Raw genomic sequence first — 14847 nt, 5'->3', positions numbered from 1 at the left:
AATATAGAGAAATGTAATAAAAAACTAAACAAATTGATTAGGAAACTCAAACTAAGTTCCAACAATGCTTTAGGAACTACAGTCTACTACTTTATATTCAGCTCACTATAATTTTCAAGTAAATTCTTATGATAGCTACCTTGTTAGGATGCTCTTATTTTTTATCAGACAAAACAAAAGGATTAAGGGAGTAGATTTCCTTAATCCGAGAGTTCTTATTCTTGACGTTGTCCGAAATCTGCAATCATCTGCTCCATTTCTTGTCGACTCGGAGTGGTCAGCATATACAGGTAATCCCCTTGAAGTTCCGCAAAGGCCGCTGGCATAATTTTTTTAACCTTGAACTGCTGGCTGTATTTGGCAAGCAAGTCCTCCTCAGAATAGACATAGTGGGCATTTGCACGGCGAGAAGTAGCCAAACAATACTGAGCTTCAAAATCTGACGCTGGGAACTCTTCACCTGCGACAATAGCTGCGTAGCCACGATAGAGGTCCAAGGAATGGGCAAAGTTATAAACATCAATGGTGAAACCACCTGCAGGGCGGTTATTGTACTCGATGGCAATATAATCATCCCCTTCACGGAAGAACTCGATATGGAAGAAACGTTCTCTCATTCCAAATTCTTTGACAATTGCCTCACCATATTTACGTAATTTAGGATCCATATCCTTGAGAACGTAATAAGAATTGTCCATCTTATAAATCATGAGATCAAGCGGTGTATAGGCGTAGTCAAAAGTTGTTGAAAAGACAATCTTTCCATCCTTGTCCACAAGCCCGTCAAAGGTACAAATTTCGCTAGAAGTAACAAATTTCTCAAAGAAATAAATAGTTGAATGATCCCACTCAGTCTTGAAGTGATTGATATCGTCCTCTGTTTCAAGCTTAAAGGTCGCAGCTGCTCCCACTCCATTATCTGGCTTGGCAATCATAGGAAGACCGATTTCTTTCACAGCTTGATCCACATCTGCTTCCGTCTTGATGACAGCTCCAGGTACCACAGGGACACCTGCTTTTTTGAAAAGCTTCTTCATTTCAGACTTAAATTTCGTCTTTTTGAGATCCTCTGGTTTGGCACCAAAGACATTGAATTGTTCTCTGAGTGTTGCATCCAGCTCAAGCCAGTATTCATTGTGGGACTCAATACGGTCAATCGGGCCATGTTTATAAAAGAGAAAAGCAACTGCACGTTTGACTTCATCTATGTTCTCAAGGTTATCTACACGGAAATACTCGGTCAGGCTATTGCGTAAAGGTTCATCCAATTGCTCGTAAGGTTCCTGACCAATTCCCAAGACGGTAATGCCTTTATTGGCTAGCTCAATGGTAAACTGTTGAAAGTTTTGTGGATAGTAGGGAGAAATAACAAGGTAATTCATAGGTAACTCCTTTTATAAATAGAAATTGCCGAGGAAATAAGGCATTTGTTTGCGCCACCATTCCCAGTCGTGGGCGACATCATGTCCCCATTCAGCAAACCAGGCTGGAATTTGTTTCTGGTCAAAGGCTTCTTTGAGCTTGTAGAAAGATGGTAAACCGTCTTGTTCCCAGGCTCCAAGACCCGTACACAGCACAATCTCTGCCTGACGGTAACGGTCAATAAACCAGCCGTCATTCTGGTTCCAGATATAATCTACTGGCGAGTTTTGGTAAATGGCATCATCGTTGTAGTAATCACCGACAAAGAAACGTGCGTCATAAACACCGCTAAGAGCAATCACCTTGGTAAAGACATCTGGATGCTGGAGGAAGAAATTGACCGCATGGTAGGCGCCCATGGAGCAGCCTGTCGTCATCATTCCATCAAACCAACCTGTCTTATGCTTGATAAAAGGAACAGCTTCCTCAATCACGTAGCGTTCGTAGGCACGGTGCATCTCTGCTTGATCATGACTATTTTTCCATGTTGCTAGCCAACTCTCACTATCAACACTTGAAAGGGTAAAGAACTGGACACGGCCTTCCTCAATAAAAGAAGTACAGGCATCAATCATGCCAAAGTCATAGTATTCATTGTGACTACCACCTGATGAAGCAAAGACCACAACTGGAATCCCAGCATGTCCATAACGATTAAGGTACATTTCACGGTTGAGGTTGCCACTCCAGTGGCTAAGGTTTTCAATATGCATTGGCTTTCTCCTTTTCTAACTTACCATTTCTCTGCAAAAAAACGGAGACAATCTGGTAAATTTTCCGACCAAGGGATTTCACTATGGATGGCACCAGACTGAACTTTCAAAACAAGATTATCCAGATGAACTCCCCCTGCTATCAAATCATGGTAATACCGAAGAGACGAATCGATATAGGCTTGTTTGATATTACCAGCCATCAGGGTCTTGTCCGTATCATCTGCTTCTTCTGTTCCTACATAGATAAAGATACGCTGGTCAGGCGATAGTTTCTTGCGCTCGATGTAGCGATTAAAGGCTTCTTGATGGAGCCAGTTAGCAGATGAAAAGACTCCTAGACAACCAATTTGATCTTGGTATTCCAAACCGATAAACTGGGTAATATTCCCTCCTAATGAGGAACCAATCATGGCTGTATGCTGTCGGTCTGCTTTTGTACGATAGGTTTCATCGATAAAGGGCTTGACCACTTCCATGACAAACTCGGCATACTCCACACCCTTACCGCCAAACTGCTGCCCTGGGATAGGAGATTCTTGGAACTTCCATGCCGCATACTCATTCATCCGCCCCATTCCATCATTGTCAATGGCTACGACAATCATGCGACTGATATCAGGATTACGCTTAATAGCTGGGATAATCTTCCATGAATGACCAATGAAAGACTCCTTGCTATAAAAGACATTTTGCCCGTCATGAAAGTAAACAACAGGATAGGAACAATCTGTGTCTTTCTCGTAATTTTTAGGCAGAAGAACACGTACACGGCGTTCCTTACCTGTATAAGGAACCTTGAGTTTGTGTTCTTTCATTTTTAAATAAAAGTAGGATTGATTCATTGTCAGAAAACTCTCTATATTCAAAATTTTATTTTATTATATCACAATTATAGAAAAAAAGTTAGTTTTTCTTCCATTTTTGGATTAAAAACTAACTTTTTTTACTTATTTTCTCAATTCTTATGGATTTTCTAATCAGAGAATGTCTTCAATCAACTCATCCACAGCATCTTTTTCGGCTTGAGGTGTGATTTCGGTGATCATAATTCCTGCAACTGCTCGCTCAACTAAACCTTCAACATCCATGCGAGCTTCATACTGCTCTGCATTCTTAATCTTAGGATTTGTTTTTGGACGATCTGGTGCAAAAATCGTGCAACAATCTTCAAAAGGCTGGATAGAAATTTCAAAGGTGTCAATTTCCTGAGCAATATCAATGATTTCCAACTTATCCATAGTAACCACGGGACGAATGATTGGAGTGTTGGTAACGGCATTGATAGCCTGCATGCTTTCAAGAGTCTGGCTGGCTACTTGACCAAGACTTTCCCCATTGATGATAATCAAACCCTTTCGTGCCTCACGAATACGGTCAGTAATCCGCATCATAAAGCGACGAGTTAGAGTCATCAAGTAAGCTTCTGGCGCTATAGCCTTGATTTCCTCTTGAATCTCTGTAAAAGGAACTTCGATAAACTGGATATTGCCACCAAACTTGGTTAATTTACGAGTCAAATCTTGGGCTTTTTTAAGGGCTCCAGGACTCGTGTAAGGTGGACTGGCAAAGTGAACGGCTTCGATATCCACTCCACGTTTAAGAGCTAGATAACCTGCTACAGGTGAGTCAATCCCTCCTGACAACATAAGCATCCCTTTACCTGAAGTTCCAACTGGCAAACCACCTGCTCCACGAATGGTTTCATAGGAAAGATAAGCAGCTTCCTCACGAATCTCCACTTGAAGAGTGATATCAGGATTTTTCATCTGGGCTTGAATAGTAGGAATGACGTCGAAAACAGCACCACCAAGGGCTTGGTTAAGTTCACGACTATCCAATTCAAAGCTATGGTCGCTTCGTCTACTAGAGATTTTAAAGGTCATGCCTTCCTTGTAGATATCCTGCATAATCTCTTGGACAGTAGCCTTAAGCGTCGCAACAGATTTTTCAACCTTATAGGCAGGAGAAAAGGTTTGAATTCCAAAAACTTGTTTGAGCGATTCTGCTACTGCTATGTAATCCGCTCCATTGAGGTAAACATGGGCACGGTCGCGATCTGCCGTTACCTTAACTTGGGGGTAGATAGACAAAATGTCTGAAATATTATTGCGAAGTTTATTGATAAAACGCATACGGTTTTTACCCTTGGTTGATAACTCACCGTAACGAATCATAATTTCTGAATACTGCATGAATGCTCCTATCTTACTTTCCTAGTTTGATTGTAAATTAATTTTAACTTGGTCAAAAATTGCTCGACTTGACTCATGTCATTTTCTAAGTCTAGACTGAGGCGTACTGCTGACTGGGCCTTATCTTTTTCAATTCCCATGGCAATCAGGGTTCCTGCAGGTTTTCCAACCTTGGACGAGCAAGCTGACGTTGTAGAAATGAAAATATCATAGTCTTCAAAAGCGTGAACGATGACTTCCCCACGAACACCCTTGATTCCAAAAGTCAGGATATGAGGTGCAAAGTCTTCCTCACCTGAGAAAACAAAAATATCTGGATAATCAAGAAGAGCCTGACGAATCACTACCTTCATTTGGCCAGTCTTGCTAGTAAAGATATCTAGCTTTTCCATAGATAAACGGAGAGCCTTGGCTGTTGCTGCAATTCCTGCCACATTTTCAGTTGTCGAACGGTAATCACGTTCCTGACCACCACCAGTCAACAGAGGCGTAATCTTCTTACCAGTCTTGATATAGATAAATCCAACACCTCGAACTCCGTGGAATTTATGACTAGAGAAGGTCGCAAAATCTACTCGGTCAGTCAAATACTTTTCAGTCGGAATCTTAGCAAGTGCCTGAACCGCATCAACATGGAAGGAAATAGTCGGCTTGTCTGCCAACAGTTCTGAAATAGCCTTAATAGGCTGAACAGAACCAATTTCATTGTTCACAGCCATGATGGAAACGAGGGTCGTATCTGGTCGTATCAAATCAGCTAGCGCCTCAACATCCACAAATCCATTCTCATTAACTGGAGCAAAATCCACTTCAAAACCTTGAGATTTCAACCAGAGGGCTGACTCTTTGACTGCCGGATGTTCAATGGCTGATACGATGATGTGCTTACCAAACTGGGCTTTTTCAAAGGCCACACCCTTGATAACCCAGTTATCCCCTTCTGTTCCACCAGATGTAAAGAAGATTTCATCGCTTTTCTTACCGATTAAATCTGCAATCTGTTGTCGAGAAGCATCTAATATTCGTGTTGCCTGGTCTCCCAAACGATGGAGACTAGATGGATTTCCTAAAATTTTTGAAGCGACCTGCATATAAGTTTCAAGTACTTCAGGATAGGGCTTGGTCGTCGCCGAATTATCAAAGTAAATCATGTTTTCTCACGCTTTCTAAAATCACTCCTTCTATTGTATCATGAAACGGAGCTTGCGACAAGAAAGGGCAATGTTTGCATTAATCTGAATAACATAAAATGCTCTTGATACCATCATCAAGAGCATTCTTATTCATTCTATCTAACTTTGATTATTTCTGTTAAAAATCTAAAGAAAAGTAATTTTGTCCGCCCCAGAGATTAACCGCTCCCCAAGGCGAATTTACTCCTACACCTATATGGACTGTACCATTTGCGCGTTGACCATATGGAATCGAACTTTTCCAAGTGGAACGATTACTTATCGTATTAGGAAACCAAGCCCAGTCAGTGAAATACATATTTGACACACTGCCACTATAAGTATCAGAATAGCCAGAAGCATTAAAAGTCACATTAAGAACATTCAAGCCTACCAAGCTATAACCGTCTAAAGAACTGTACTTACTTACATAATCTGCATGTACTTGACTTAAAAATGTTAACCATGGGATAGCAAACACTACCACTATTATTTTCTTCATTATCTTATGTTTCATGATATCACCTCATCCATTCTTTCGGATAGTATCGACAACTGTTTGCCTACAAGTTGTGTATATAGGTAGTAAGCCACTTATTATCAGTACTGAGACTGATAATCCAATTAAGGTGAAAACGGAAGTTAGATAGAATTTAAAAACATCTGAAATTTCCAATTTAAGCACTTGCATTGCTAAAATGGAAAGAATGACGAGTAAACAACTTGCTAATATCGAAATCGTTTTACCATAACCAATTAATTCTTTTAAGAAAAGCCAAACAATATTTTGAGTACTGTATCCCAAAGATTTTAAAATCCCTACTTCAGAGCGTCGAGGACGATTGAGCAAAAAGAAAACAAAGGACAATACTGCGATGACAAGGATGAGTAAGACTAGGGATAGCAACATTAAAAATTGCCTGATATAGGTGAGTCCTTTATTAAATTCTTCGTAGTTTTCATATGATGATAAAATAGTAATTTGTGAAGAGATTGCTCTTATTCTACTCAATTCTTCAGGAATAGCACCGCTATCCTTTAGCAACACATGAATCGCACTCGGCATCCATGATTTCAAAGGAAAACCATCTAAAGCCATCTTCGTCATGGGATGCTGTTGAATTGCTTCATTTTGCAATTCTTCCATTTCAGCAATATTCATAAATAGGGTGTTTCCATAAGGGGAATATTCAAATGGATAACTTTTTTTAACAATCCCTAAAACAGGATATGTTTTATCCACTTTGACAAATAAATCGCCATCTCCTTTCAATATATTCCCCTCTTTCTCTATACTTGATTCATATAAAGAAATTGGAATATAAAAAGTCAGTGTCACGGTAGTTCCCGAAACTATATTCGGTAATTTTTCATCTGAAATGAATTGCTCAGATAGATAAATCCCCTTTTCATTGCTCCTATCAAAATACTCTATCTGCCTCTGTGTTGTATTTGTCTGATACAAGGGTTGAATTGAAAAATTTCTTGTCAAGCTTCTGGTCTGACCATCAATAGTCAAAGTTGGCTGAAAGTTCTTTTGAAGTTGTGAATAGTCTTTTGAATTATCAAACGTCATACCCAAAGAGAGAAACTCCATATAAGGCTTGACGCTTTGAATATTCTGACTTGTGCTAATTGAGGTGATTTCCTCCTTATCAAAACTGAGAAAATCATCCAACACTTTTGTAGTTTGTAAATGAAGCGAATCATTAATCACCAAGAAGCCATTTTCGAGTGAGTTGTTCACCAGTTGGTGATACTTATCTGCAAATAAGGACTGAAAGTTAATAGAGCTTACTGCTATAGCAACTACAAGAGCGATAAAAAACGCTAATAATCTAGGTAAAAAAGGCCTTCTATGTTTCAAAACGGATAGCTTCGTATGAGAAGACAACAAACAGGAGGACCACTTCTTAGAATCCTTTATCCCTTCATCAGAATTCAAAATAAGACAATTCCCAACTAATTTATGGTCTTTAAAATGAAGCTGAACATCTCCTCTTGCAATCATCGCCTCATCATGCGAAACAATTAATACAATTTTATGATATTTGTGAGCTAAATCAATTAACAAGGCGGAGACTTTTTCTCTATTTTCTTTATCCAAGGAACTTGTTGGTTCATCAGCTAAGATGAGAGTCTTTTCTGTAACTAAGGCTCTTGCGATTGCCACTCGTTGCTCTTCACCACCGGATAAATCTTCTGGGTAAGCGTGCTTTAAAGAAGAAATCTCTAAATCCGCCAATACTGTGTCAATTTTACTTTCTATTTCATCAGGATTCAAGCCATAAAAGTTTAAAGTCAGTTTTAAATTTTCAAATACGGTCAAATCATTTATTAGATTTTGACCCTGAAATACAAAGGCTACTTCTTCAGCTATAAAGGCAGAGACTGATTTCTTATTTTCGGTATCAATCTCTTTTCCATCAAAGAAATAAGAAACACTAGGGTCCGTAGCAGAGATTAAGCCAATTTTATTTAGTAAAGAAGACTTTCCTACGCCTGACTTCCCATATATTGTATATACTTTTCCCCTTTCAAATATCAAATCTGTTGGCTCTAGCAACCGCCTGCCTGCAAAAGAGAGGCTCAAATTTCTAATTTCGAACATATAACACCCTCCTTTTTTGAAACCGCTTTCTCAATTTTATTTTATCATAAGTCATATTTTATTTCAACTAATTACTGAAGTTCGTGTAGAAAAATCTCCTCTTTTTTTAAGATTTTTTTAAAGAAATGCGGTATAATAAATTTTAATTAAAGGAGAGAATGTATGTCTAATTATCGTAGAACTTCAAAACCAAAAACAGAACACATCAAAAAGGGATTTACTGTCTTTCAAAAAACGATTGCTACCATCGGTAGTATCCTTGGCCTAATAACCGCTAGTATTACCATCATGAACGCCATGGATAATAACAAAAACAACAAAAAAGAACCGACTACAAGTCAAACGACAACCATTGTCAAAGAAATTCAAAAGGAATCCCCTCAGGACAATACTAGTCCCAATAAAGAAAACAACACTTCACAAGAAAAAACACAGCAAGAAGAAACACCAAAATCTAGTGTTAAGGAAGAGAAAAAAGAAGAGCAGAAAGCATCAACTCAGGATTCTTCTACTCCTACTCCAAGTAAACCTTCTACTGAAAATGAAAAACAGTCCAATCCTCCAACTTCAGAAAATACAACTAATCAATAATCACTAAAATAGCCTCCTTCCAAACTTGGAAAGAAGCTATTTTTTATTGTTGCAATACTTTTCTTGGTTTGGTACCCTCAGCTGGACCAATGACACCTGCCATCTCAAGCTCTTCCATGAGACGGGTCGCACGGTTAAAGCCAACTGATAAACGACGCTGAATCATAGATGCGCTGGCTTTCTGAGTTTCGATTACCAAAGCCTTGGCTTCTTCAAAGAGCGGATCACCACCAGCATTACCATCTGAAATTTCTCCTTCATTTTCAGAAACTTCTCCCGGATCAAAACTCTCATCGTAGTCTGCATCTGCCTGAGCCTTGATGAAGTTTACAATGCGTTCAACATCATCATCCGAGATAAAAGAGCCTTGGAGACGAACTGGATGATTTTCATCAATCGGTTTAAAGAGCATGTCCCCTCGACCAAGCAGTTTTTCTGCTCCATTTTCATCCAAAATCGTACGGGAGTCTGTCCCTGATGAAACCGCAAACGCCACACGTGATGGGACATTGGCCTTGATTAGACCAGAAATGACATCAACCGATGGACGCTGGGTTGCAAGAATCATGTGGATACCTGCAGCACGCGCCTTCTGTCCCAGACGGATGATGGCATCTTCTACTTCTTTGCTGGCCACCATCATGAGGTCAGCCAACTCATCCACAATCACGACAATGAGCGGTAGGGGAACCTGCTTGTATTCAGATTGGGCATTGAACTCTTCTACCTTGGCATTAAAACCTGCAATATTCCGAACTCCCACCTTGGCAAAGAGTTCATAACGGTTTTCCATTTCATCCACAACCTTTTGTAGGGCTTTGCTGGCCTTACGTGGATTGGTTACAACTGGAATCAAGAGGTGGGGAATATCATTGTAAACAGATAACTCAACCATCTTGGGGTCAACCATCATAAATTTAACTTGGTCGGGTCTTGCCTTCATTAGGATGCTAGCGATAATGCCGTTAACAGCTACTGACTTCCCTGAGCCCGTTGAACCTGCAACTAGCAAGTGGGGCATTTTGGAAAGGTCAAATGTTCTTGCGGTGCCATTAACCGCCTTTCCTAAAGGAATTTCCAAGAGATTTTCTGCTTTCGTTTGAGATTGTTCCCATAGTTCGCGGAAAGAAACTGTCGCAATCTCAGAGTTGGGTACTTCGATACCGACCAGGGATTTCCCAGGGATTGGTGCTTCAATCCGGACATCCTTAGCAGCCAAGGCTAGAGCTAGGTCATCTGCGAGATTGGAAATGCGGTTGACCCTTACACCTACTGCTGGTTTGACTTCATACTTGGTCACTGATGGCCCAATTTCGGCCCTTTCAACCGTTACCTTGATACCAAAGCTAGAAAAGGTTTCTTCTAGGATTTTGATGTTTTCTCGAACGATTTTCTTCTCTTTTGACTGATCTTTTGGTTTATCTGGGGCAAAGAGTTGTAAACTTGGAAGTTTATATTCAAGGGCTTCCTTGGCTGAAAAATCGACCTGAACATCTTCGTCATCAGAGCCATCTTCCTGCTCAGGGAATTCAAGTTCAGCTTGAGGCAGGATGATTTCTGGTTCCACCCACTCTTCTTCTGGAACAGGAGGAACGTCAAGAACAACATCATCAGTCAGAATTTCACCCGTTTCCATATCGACAGGAGGCATATCAAGTAAAGCTTTTTCCGCCTTTTCTTGTTCTAATCTAGCCTCTTGCTCAGCCTTTTGGCGAGCTTTTTCTTCTTGTTTGATAAAGCGTTCCTCTTTTCGACGCTCATGCCCTTCCCGCCATTTGGCAAAGCCTCTACTGAAAAATTCAGCAATATCGTAAACAGACCAAGGACTGACTAGGAGAGCACCTACTAAAATCAAGATAGAACCAATAAAGTAAGTACCGATATTGGAAAAGAGAAAGGCGATTGGCATATAAAGAGCGACCCCAATCAAGCCCCCTCCAGCAAAACTGGTCGTTCGAAAACCAGTCAAATCCGTCACAACCTGAGCCATGGTTCCTTTTAGAACGGACTTGTCCAAGCCATATTTCCAAACCAAGTAGGCCTCAAAAATCAAGAGCAAGCCCGCAAATATGGTGAAAAAACCAGATAGGAGGCCTTCCTGTTTTCGGATCCACTTAAAAAAGAAGAGGTAGAGCAGGATACCAAATATTGCTAGATAAGCTAGGCTGCCCACCAACAAACGAATTAAGTTGTAAAGGGTTATACCTGCAGCCCCTAATTTAAAAGCTGCGAAAATCAATAAAATCGCGATTCCCAACGAAATCAACATTCGTTGAATTGCTTCTTTTCTTTCGAGTTCTGCTTTAGACGGTCTCCGTCTTGTTTTACTTGTATTCTTGTTTGCCATTCTTCTATTATACCATATTTCACAGGCATTTCGGAAAGAGAAAAAGACTGCACCAAACGGTACAATCTTTTCATTTTTCTATTCTTTATGCTTTGGGTTTACGTAGGTAACCATAGACTACACCACTTACGATTGCTCCTACCAAGACAGAAACGAGATAAAGAAGAGCATTTGAAGTAAGGGCGATAACGAAGATTCCTCCGTGTGGCGCCATGAGTTTGATACCAGTAAGACCAACGAGTCCACCTGCTACTGCTGAACCAAGGATGAAGCTTGGGATCGCACGAGCTGGGTCTGCTGCACCAAATGGAATCGCTCCCTCAGTGATAAAGGACAAGCCCATGATAATGTTTGTCAAACCAGAGTTGCGCTCTTCCTTAGTAAATTTATCTTTGAAAAGAAGAGTTGCGACAAAGATTGCAAGTGGTGGCACCATCCCTCCAGCCATAACTGCTGCCATGGCTACAGAACCACCTGAAGAAACAGTTGCTGCAAGTGTACCTGTACCAAAGACATAAGCTGCTTTGTTAACTGGTCCACCCATATCGACAGCCATCATTCCACCAAGGACGATACCAAGAAGGACAGCTGAACCTCCTCCAAGACCGCCTAGGAAGTCATTCATAGCTGTGTTGATTGCTGCCATTGGGATATTCACAGCTAGCATAACAAATCCAGTCAAGATTGTTCCAAGAAGTGGCAAGAGAAGGATTGATTTTGCACCTTCAAGTGAGCGTGGAACTTTAACGTATTTCTTGATGGCAAGAACTAAAGCACCTGCGATAAATCCACCAACAAGGGCACCTAGGAAACCAGATGAGACACCTGCAAGAGTTGAAGTTGCTTCACCACCAGCGGTATAAGGGATTTTACCAAAGGCAAAACCTTCTTTGGCAATAGCTCCAGCTACGAAACCTGCTACCAAACCTGGTTTTTCAGCGATAGAGTAGGCAACATAACCTGCAAAGACTGGAAGCATCAAGCCAAAGGCTGCACCACCGATTTTCATGAACATAGAAGCTAGCTCATGGTAAGAACCAAGATTTCCCAGGCTATCATTTGGCACACCCATAGCACCGTCAATCAAGAAAGCAAGGGCAATCATGATACCACCACCGATAACGAATGGCAACATTTGAGATACACCACTCATCAAGTGTTTGTAGAAGGCACCACCAAGGCTTTGTTTTTCGTTGCTTGCTGTTGCAGCTTTTGCACCATTAGCGGCACGGTAGACTTCCGCTTCTCCTGAAAGAGCCAAGTTAATCAACTCTTCTGTTTTACGGATCCCGTCAGCAACCGGACGATTGATCAATGGTTTGCCATCGAAACGATCCATCTCAACCGCCTTGTCTGCAGCGATGATAACAGCTTTGGCCTTACGGATGTCTTCAGCACTTAGTTGGTTACCAACACCGCTGGCACCATTGGTTTCAACCTTGATACCAACACCCATTTCCGCAGCCACTTTTTGAAGAGCTTCTTGGGCCATGTATGTGTGAGCAATTCCTGTTGTACAAGCTGTAACTGCTACGATAAAGTCAGCAGAGTCATTAGCAGGGGCTTGAACAGTGTCCTCAGTTTTTTCTGAAGCTTGGTCAAAGAGTTCAATGACTTGGTCAGCTGATGTTGCTTGACGAAGCTTGTCAGCAAAACCGTCTTTCATCAAGTATTGAGACAATTCTGCCAAGGCAGCCAAGTGAGTATCATTGGCACCTTCTGGAGCCGCAATCATAAAGAAGAGGTCACTTGCTTGTCCATCCAAACTCTCATAGTCAACACCCTTATTTGACTTGGCAAAGAGAACTGTCGCTTCTTTTACAGCCGCATTTTTGCTGTGAGGCATTGCGATACCGTCACCCAAACCTGTAGAAGTCAAAGCTTCACGCGCCAAAATGCCTTCTTTGAAGGTTTCAAAATCTGTCACATAACCATGCTCTACTAGGCTTCGAATCATTTCTTCGATAGCTGCTGTTTTTTCAGTTGCTTGCAAATCAAGCAACATGACATCTTTTCTCAATAGGTCTTGAATTTTCATCGTTTTTCTACCTCAACTTTTTCATATGTTTCTTTAATAAATTCAACCGTTGCCAAGTCATCCGAGAATGTCGTTGCTGTTCCACAAGCTACTCCCCATTTGAAGGCTTCTACTGCGTCTTTTGATTTGACAAATTCACCAGTAAATCCAGCAACCATAGAGTCACCAGCCCCAACTGAATTTTTAACTGTTCCCTTGATTGGTCTAGCAAAGTAAGCTCCCTCTGATGTGACAAGAAGGGCACCGTCCCCAGCCATGGAAATAATGACGTTTTGAGCACCTTTAGCCAGCAATTCTCGAGCGTATTTCTCTATTTCATCAAGGCTTTCAAGCTTGACTCCAAAGATAGCTCCAAGTTCATGATTATTTGGTTTGACCAAAAGAGGTTGATAGTCCAAACTATCAATCAAGGTCTGACCTTCAAAGTCACAGACTACTTGCGCACCAGTCTGACGGGTCAAGGCAATCAAATCCTTGTAGATAACATTTCCTAGGTTTTTAGCACTCGAACCCGCAAATACAACCGTGTCTTCTGCAGTCAAACTAGACAAAATAGCTTTCAATTCTTCTAACTGGGCTGGTTCGACATTTGGACCCGTTCCGTTGATTTCTGTTTCTTGGTCCGCTTTAATCTTGACATTGATGCGAGTATCTTCTGCCACTTGGACAAAACGTGTCTCGATTTCTTCATCAGCCAACGTATCTGTGATAAATTTTCCAGTAAAGCCTCCGATGAAACCTGTCGCTGTATTTGGAATATCCAAACGCTTCAAGACACGGCTAACATTGATACCTTTACCACCAGCAAACTTATCATCACTATCCATACGATTGACACTACCAACTTCCACTTTGTCCAAACGGACAATGTAGTCTATAGATGGATTAAGTGTGACTGTATAAATCATACTTCTATTACCTCCGTTTTCTCCTTAATAGCCTGCAAGAGCTCATGCCCTTGACTTGTGATAACAATAGCTCGTTTGAGTGGTGCTACCTTGGCAAAGCAAGTTTGTCCAATTTTAGACGAATCGACCAAAACATAGGTCTGTTTGGCATTTTCTAAAATAGCACGCTTCACAGCTCCCTCCTCCATATCCGGAGTCGTATAATAGCCATCATCCACACCATTCATCCCGATAAAGGCACGGTCAAAGTGTAATTGGTTAATCTGGTTAAGAGCAACGCCCCCGATGCTGGCATCTGTCGCCATCTTGACACTTCCTCCAACCATGACCGTTGGAATCTGCTTTTCAACCAACTGAGCAGCATGGTGAATCGAATTGGTCACGACTGTAACATTCTTATTGACCAATTCATGAATCAAAAAAGCCGTTGTTGTTCCAGCATCGATAAAGATGACATCTTGTTCCTTGATGAGGGAGGCTGCTTTCTGTGCTAGCAACTTCTTCTCTTGAAGGTTTTTGACAGATTTTTCTTGAATGGTTTCTTCTTCCTGCAAGGAGTGGGGTAGTTCTGCTCCACCATGCACACGGCGAAGCTTGTTTTCTGATTCCAACTCATCCAAGTCTCTTCGAACCGTTGATTCTGAGGTTTCTAGCAAACTAACTAATTTTTCTAGAGAAACTACATGATGTTGATGTAACTCCTCTAAAATCAGTTGTTTACGCTCTATTTTTAACACTGAATCACCTCCTGTTATCGTTTACACTATTCATTCTATCACACTTTCTTTCAAAGTCAAGCACTTTTTATCATTTTCTATCAAATTCTATCATTTTCCTTATTTCCAAAATT

General features: G+C 40.9%; 12 protein-coding genes. 1 reads left to right on the top strand and 11 read right to left on the bottom strand.

All coding sequences use genetic code 11. The annotated features are described in order from the left end of the window. Nucleotides 1–215: 215 nt before the first annotated feature. The 7 genes from D2908_RS04420 to D2908_RS04390 form a co-directional block, all read right to left on the bottom strand. Nucleotides 216–1382 carry an ATP-grasp domain-containing protein gene (locus D2908_RS04420; protein ID WP_117305180.1) on the bottom strand — a complete coding sequence of 389 codons (1167 nt, stop codon included), beginning with the start codon at nucleotides 1380–1382 and terminating at the stop codon, nucleotides 216–218. A gap of 12 nt (nucleotides 1383–1394) precedes the next feature. Continuing rightward, entirely contained in the window at nucleotides 1395–2135 is a 741-nt protein-coding gene (locus D2908_RS04415; protein WP_117305179.1) for an esterase family protein, read from the bottom strand. A 20-nt stretch (nucleotides 2136–2155) separates the two neighbouring features. Then, on the bottom strand, nucleotides 2156–2980 hold the full coding sequence (locus D2908_RS04410) for an alpha/beta hydrolase (protein WP_117305177.1): 825 nt from the start codon (nucleotides 2978–2980) through the stop codon (nucleotides 2156–2158). Nucleotides 2981–3115: 135 nt separating this feature from the next. Further along, a complete protein-coding gene (gene thiI, locus D2908_RS04405) occupies nucleotides 3116–4330 on the bottom strand; it encodes a tRNA uracil 4-sulfurtransferase ThiI (RefSeq protein WP_117305175.1) in 1215 nt (404 codons plus the stop codon). An 8-nt stretch (nucleotides 4331–4338) separates the two neighbouring features. After that, complete coding sequence (locus tag D2908_RS04400; RefSeq protein ID WP_117305174.1) at nucleotides 4339–5481, bottom strand: cysteine desulfurase family protein; 1143 nt, start codon at nucleotides 5479–5481, stop codon at nucleotides 4339–4341. Between the two features lie 160 nt (nucleotides 5482–5641). Next, a complete protein-coding gene (locus D2908_RS04395; protein WP_117305172.1) occupies nucleotides 5642–6019 on the bottom strand; it encodes a hypothetical protein in 378 nt (125 codons plus the stop codon). Nucleotides 6020–6028: 9 nt separating this feature from the next. Beyond that, complete coding sequence (locus D2908_RS04390; protein WP_117305170.1) at nucleotides 6029–8113, bottom strand: ATP-binding cassette domain-containing protein; 2085 nt, start codon at nucleotides 8111–8113, stop codon at nucleotides 6029–6031. A 162-nt stretch (nucleotides 8114–8275) separates the two neighbouring features. Here D2908_RS04390 and D2908_RS04385 point away from each other — a divergent pair, with 162 nt between their 5' ends. Beyond that, complete coding sequence (locus D2908_RS04385; protein ID WP_117305168.1) at nucleotides 8276–8704, top strand: DUF6556 family protein; 429 nt, start codon at nucleotides 8276–8278, stop codon at nucleotides 8702–8704. Between the two features lie 43 nt (nucleotides 8705–8747). Here D2908_RS04385 and D2908_RS04380 read toward each other — a convergent pair whose 3' ends face one another. The 4 genes from D2908_RS04380 to D2908_RS04365 all read right to left on the bottom strand — a co-directional run bounded on the left by D2908_RS04380 (nucleotide 8748) and on the right by D2908_RS04365 (nucleotide 14734). After that, the gene (locus tag D2908_RS04380) at nucleotides 8748–11051 is read right to left on the bottom strand and encodes a DNA translocase FtsK (RefSeq protein WP_117305166.1); all 2304 of its coding nucleotides are present in this window, start codon (nucleotides 11049–11051) and stop codon (nucleotides 8748–8750) included. Between the two features lie 85 nt (nucleotides 11052–11136). Beyond that, entirely contained in the window at nucleotides 11137–13089 is a 1953-nt protein-coding gene (locus D2908_RS04375) for a fructose-specific PTS transporter subunit EIIC (protein ID WP_117305164.1), read from the bottom strand. Beyond that, nucleotides 13086–13997, bottom strand: a complete 912-nt coding sequence (gene pfkB / locus D2908_RS04370; RefSeq protein ID WP_117305163.1) for a 1-phosphofructokinase — start codon at nucleotides 13995–13997, stop codon at nucleotides 13086–13088. The genes D2908_RS04375 and pfkB overlap by 4 nt, the downstream gene beginning before the upstream one ends. Further along, entirely contained in the window at nucleotides 13994–14734 is a 741-nt protein-coding gene (locus D2908_RS04365; protein WP_117305161.1) for a DeoR/GlpR family DNA-binding transcription regulator, read from the bottom strand. Before D2908_RS04365 ends, pfkB begins: the two co-directional genes overlap by 4 nt. Between the last annotated feature and the right edge of the window lie 113 nt (nucleotides 14735–14847).

Origin of the sequence: Streptococcus sp. LQJ-218 (genome assembly GCF_003428885.1) — a bacterium.
In the GTDB taxonomy this organism is placed as follows: domain Bacteria; phylum Bacillota; class Bacilli; order Lactobacillales; family Streptococcaceae; genus Streptococcus.
The sequence above is the reverse complement of the archived record's forward strand: the minus strand, read 5'-3'. Positions and strand labels throughout refer to the sequence as shown.

What these genes read in the sequence shown, in the direction of transcription:
- D2908_RS04420 (WP_117305180.1), bottom strand. Translation starts at nt 1,382, where the DNA reads ATGAATTACCTTGTTATTTCTCCCTACTATCCACAAAACTTTCAACAG.
- D2908_RS04415 (WP_117305179.1), bottom strand. Translation starts at nt 2,135, where the DNA reads ATGCATATTGAAAACCTTAGCCACTGGAGTGGCAACCTCAACCGTGAA.
- D2908_RS04410 (WP_117305177.1), bottom strand. Translation starts at nt 2,980, where the DNA reads ATGAATCAATCCTACTTTTATTTAAAAATGAAAGAACACAAACTCAAG.
- thiI (WP_117305175.1), bottom strand. Translation starts at nt 4,330, where the DNA reads ATGCAGTATTCAGAAATTATGATTCGTTACGGTGAGTTATCAACCAAG.
- D2908_RS04400 (WP_117305174.1), bottom strand. Translation starts at nt 5,481, where the DNA reads ATGATTTACTTTGATAATTCGGCGACGACCAAGCCCTATCCTGAAGTA.
- D2908_RS04395 (WP_117305172.1), bottom strand. Translation starts at nt 6,019, where the DNA reads ATGAAACATAAGATAATGAAGAAAATAATAGTGGTAGTGTTTGCTATC.
- D2908_RS04390 (WP_117305170.1), bottom strand. Translation starts at nt 8,113, where the DNA reads ATGTTCGAAATTAGAAATTTGAGCCTCTCTTTTGCAGGCAGGCGGTTG.
- D2908_RS04385 (WP_117305168.1), top strand. Translation starts at nt 8,276, where the DNA reads ATGTCTAATTATCGTAGAACTTCAAAACCAAAAACAGAACACATCAAA.
- D2908_RS04380 (WP_117305166.1), bottom strand. Translation starts at nt 11,051, where the DNA reads ATGGCAAACAAGAATACAAGTAAAACAAGACGGAGACCGTCTAAAGCA.
- D2908_RS04375 (WP_117305164.1), bottom strand. Translation starts at nt 13,089, where the DNA reads ATGAAAATTCAAGACCTATTGAGAAAAGATGTCATGTTGCTTGATTTG.
- pfkB (WP_117305163.1), bottom strand. Translation starts at nt 13,997, where the DNA reads ATGATTTATACAGTCACACTTAATCCATCTATAGACTACATTGTCCGT.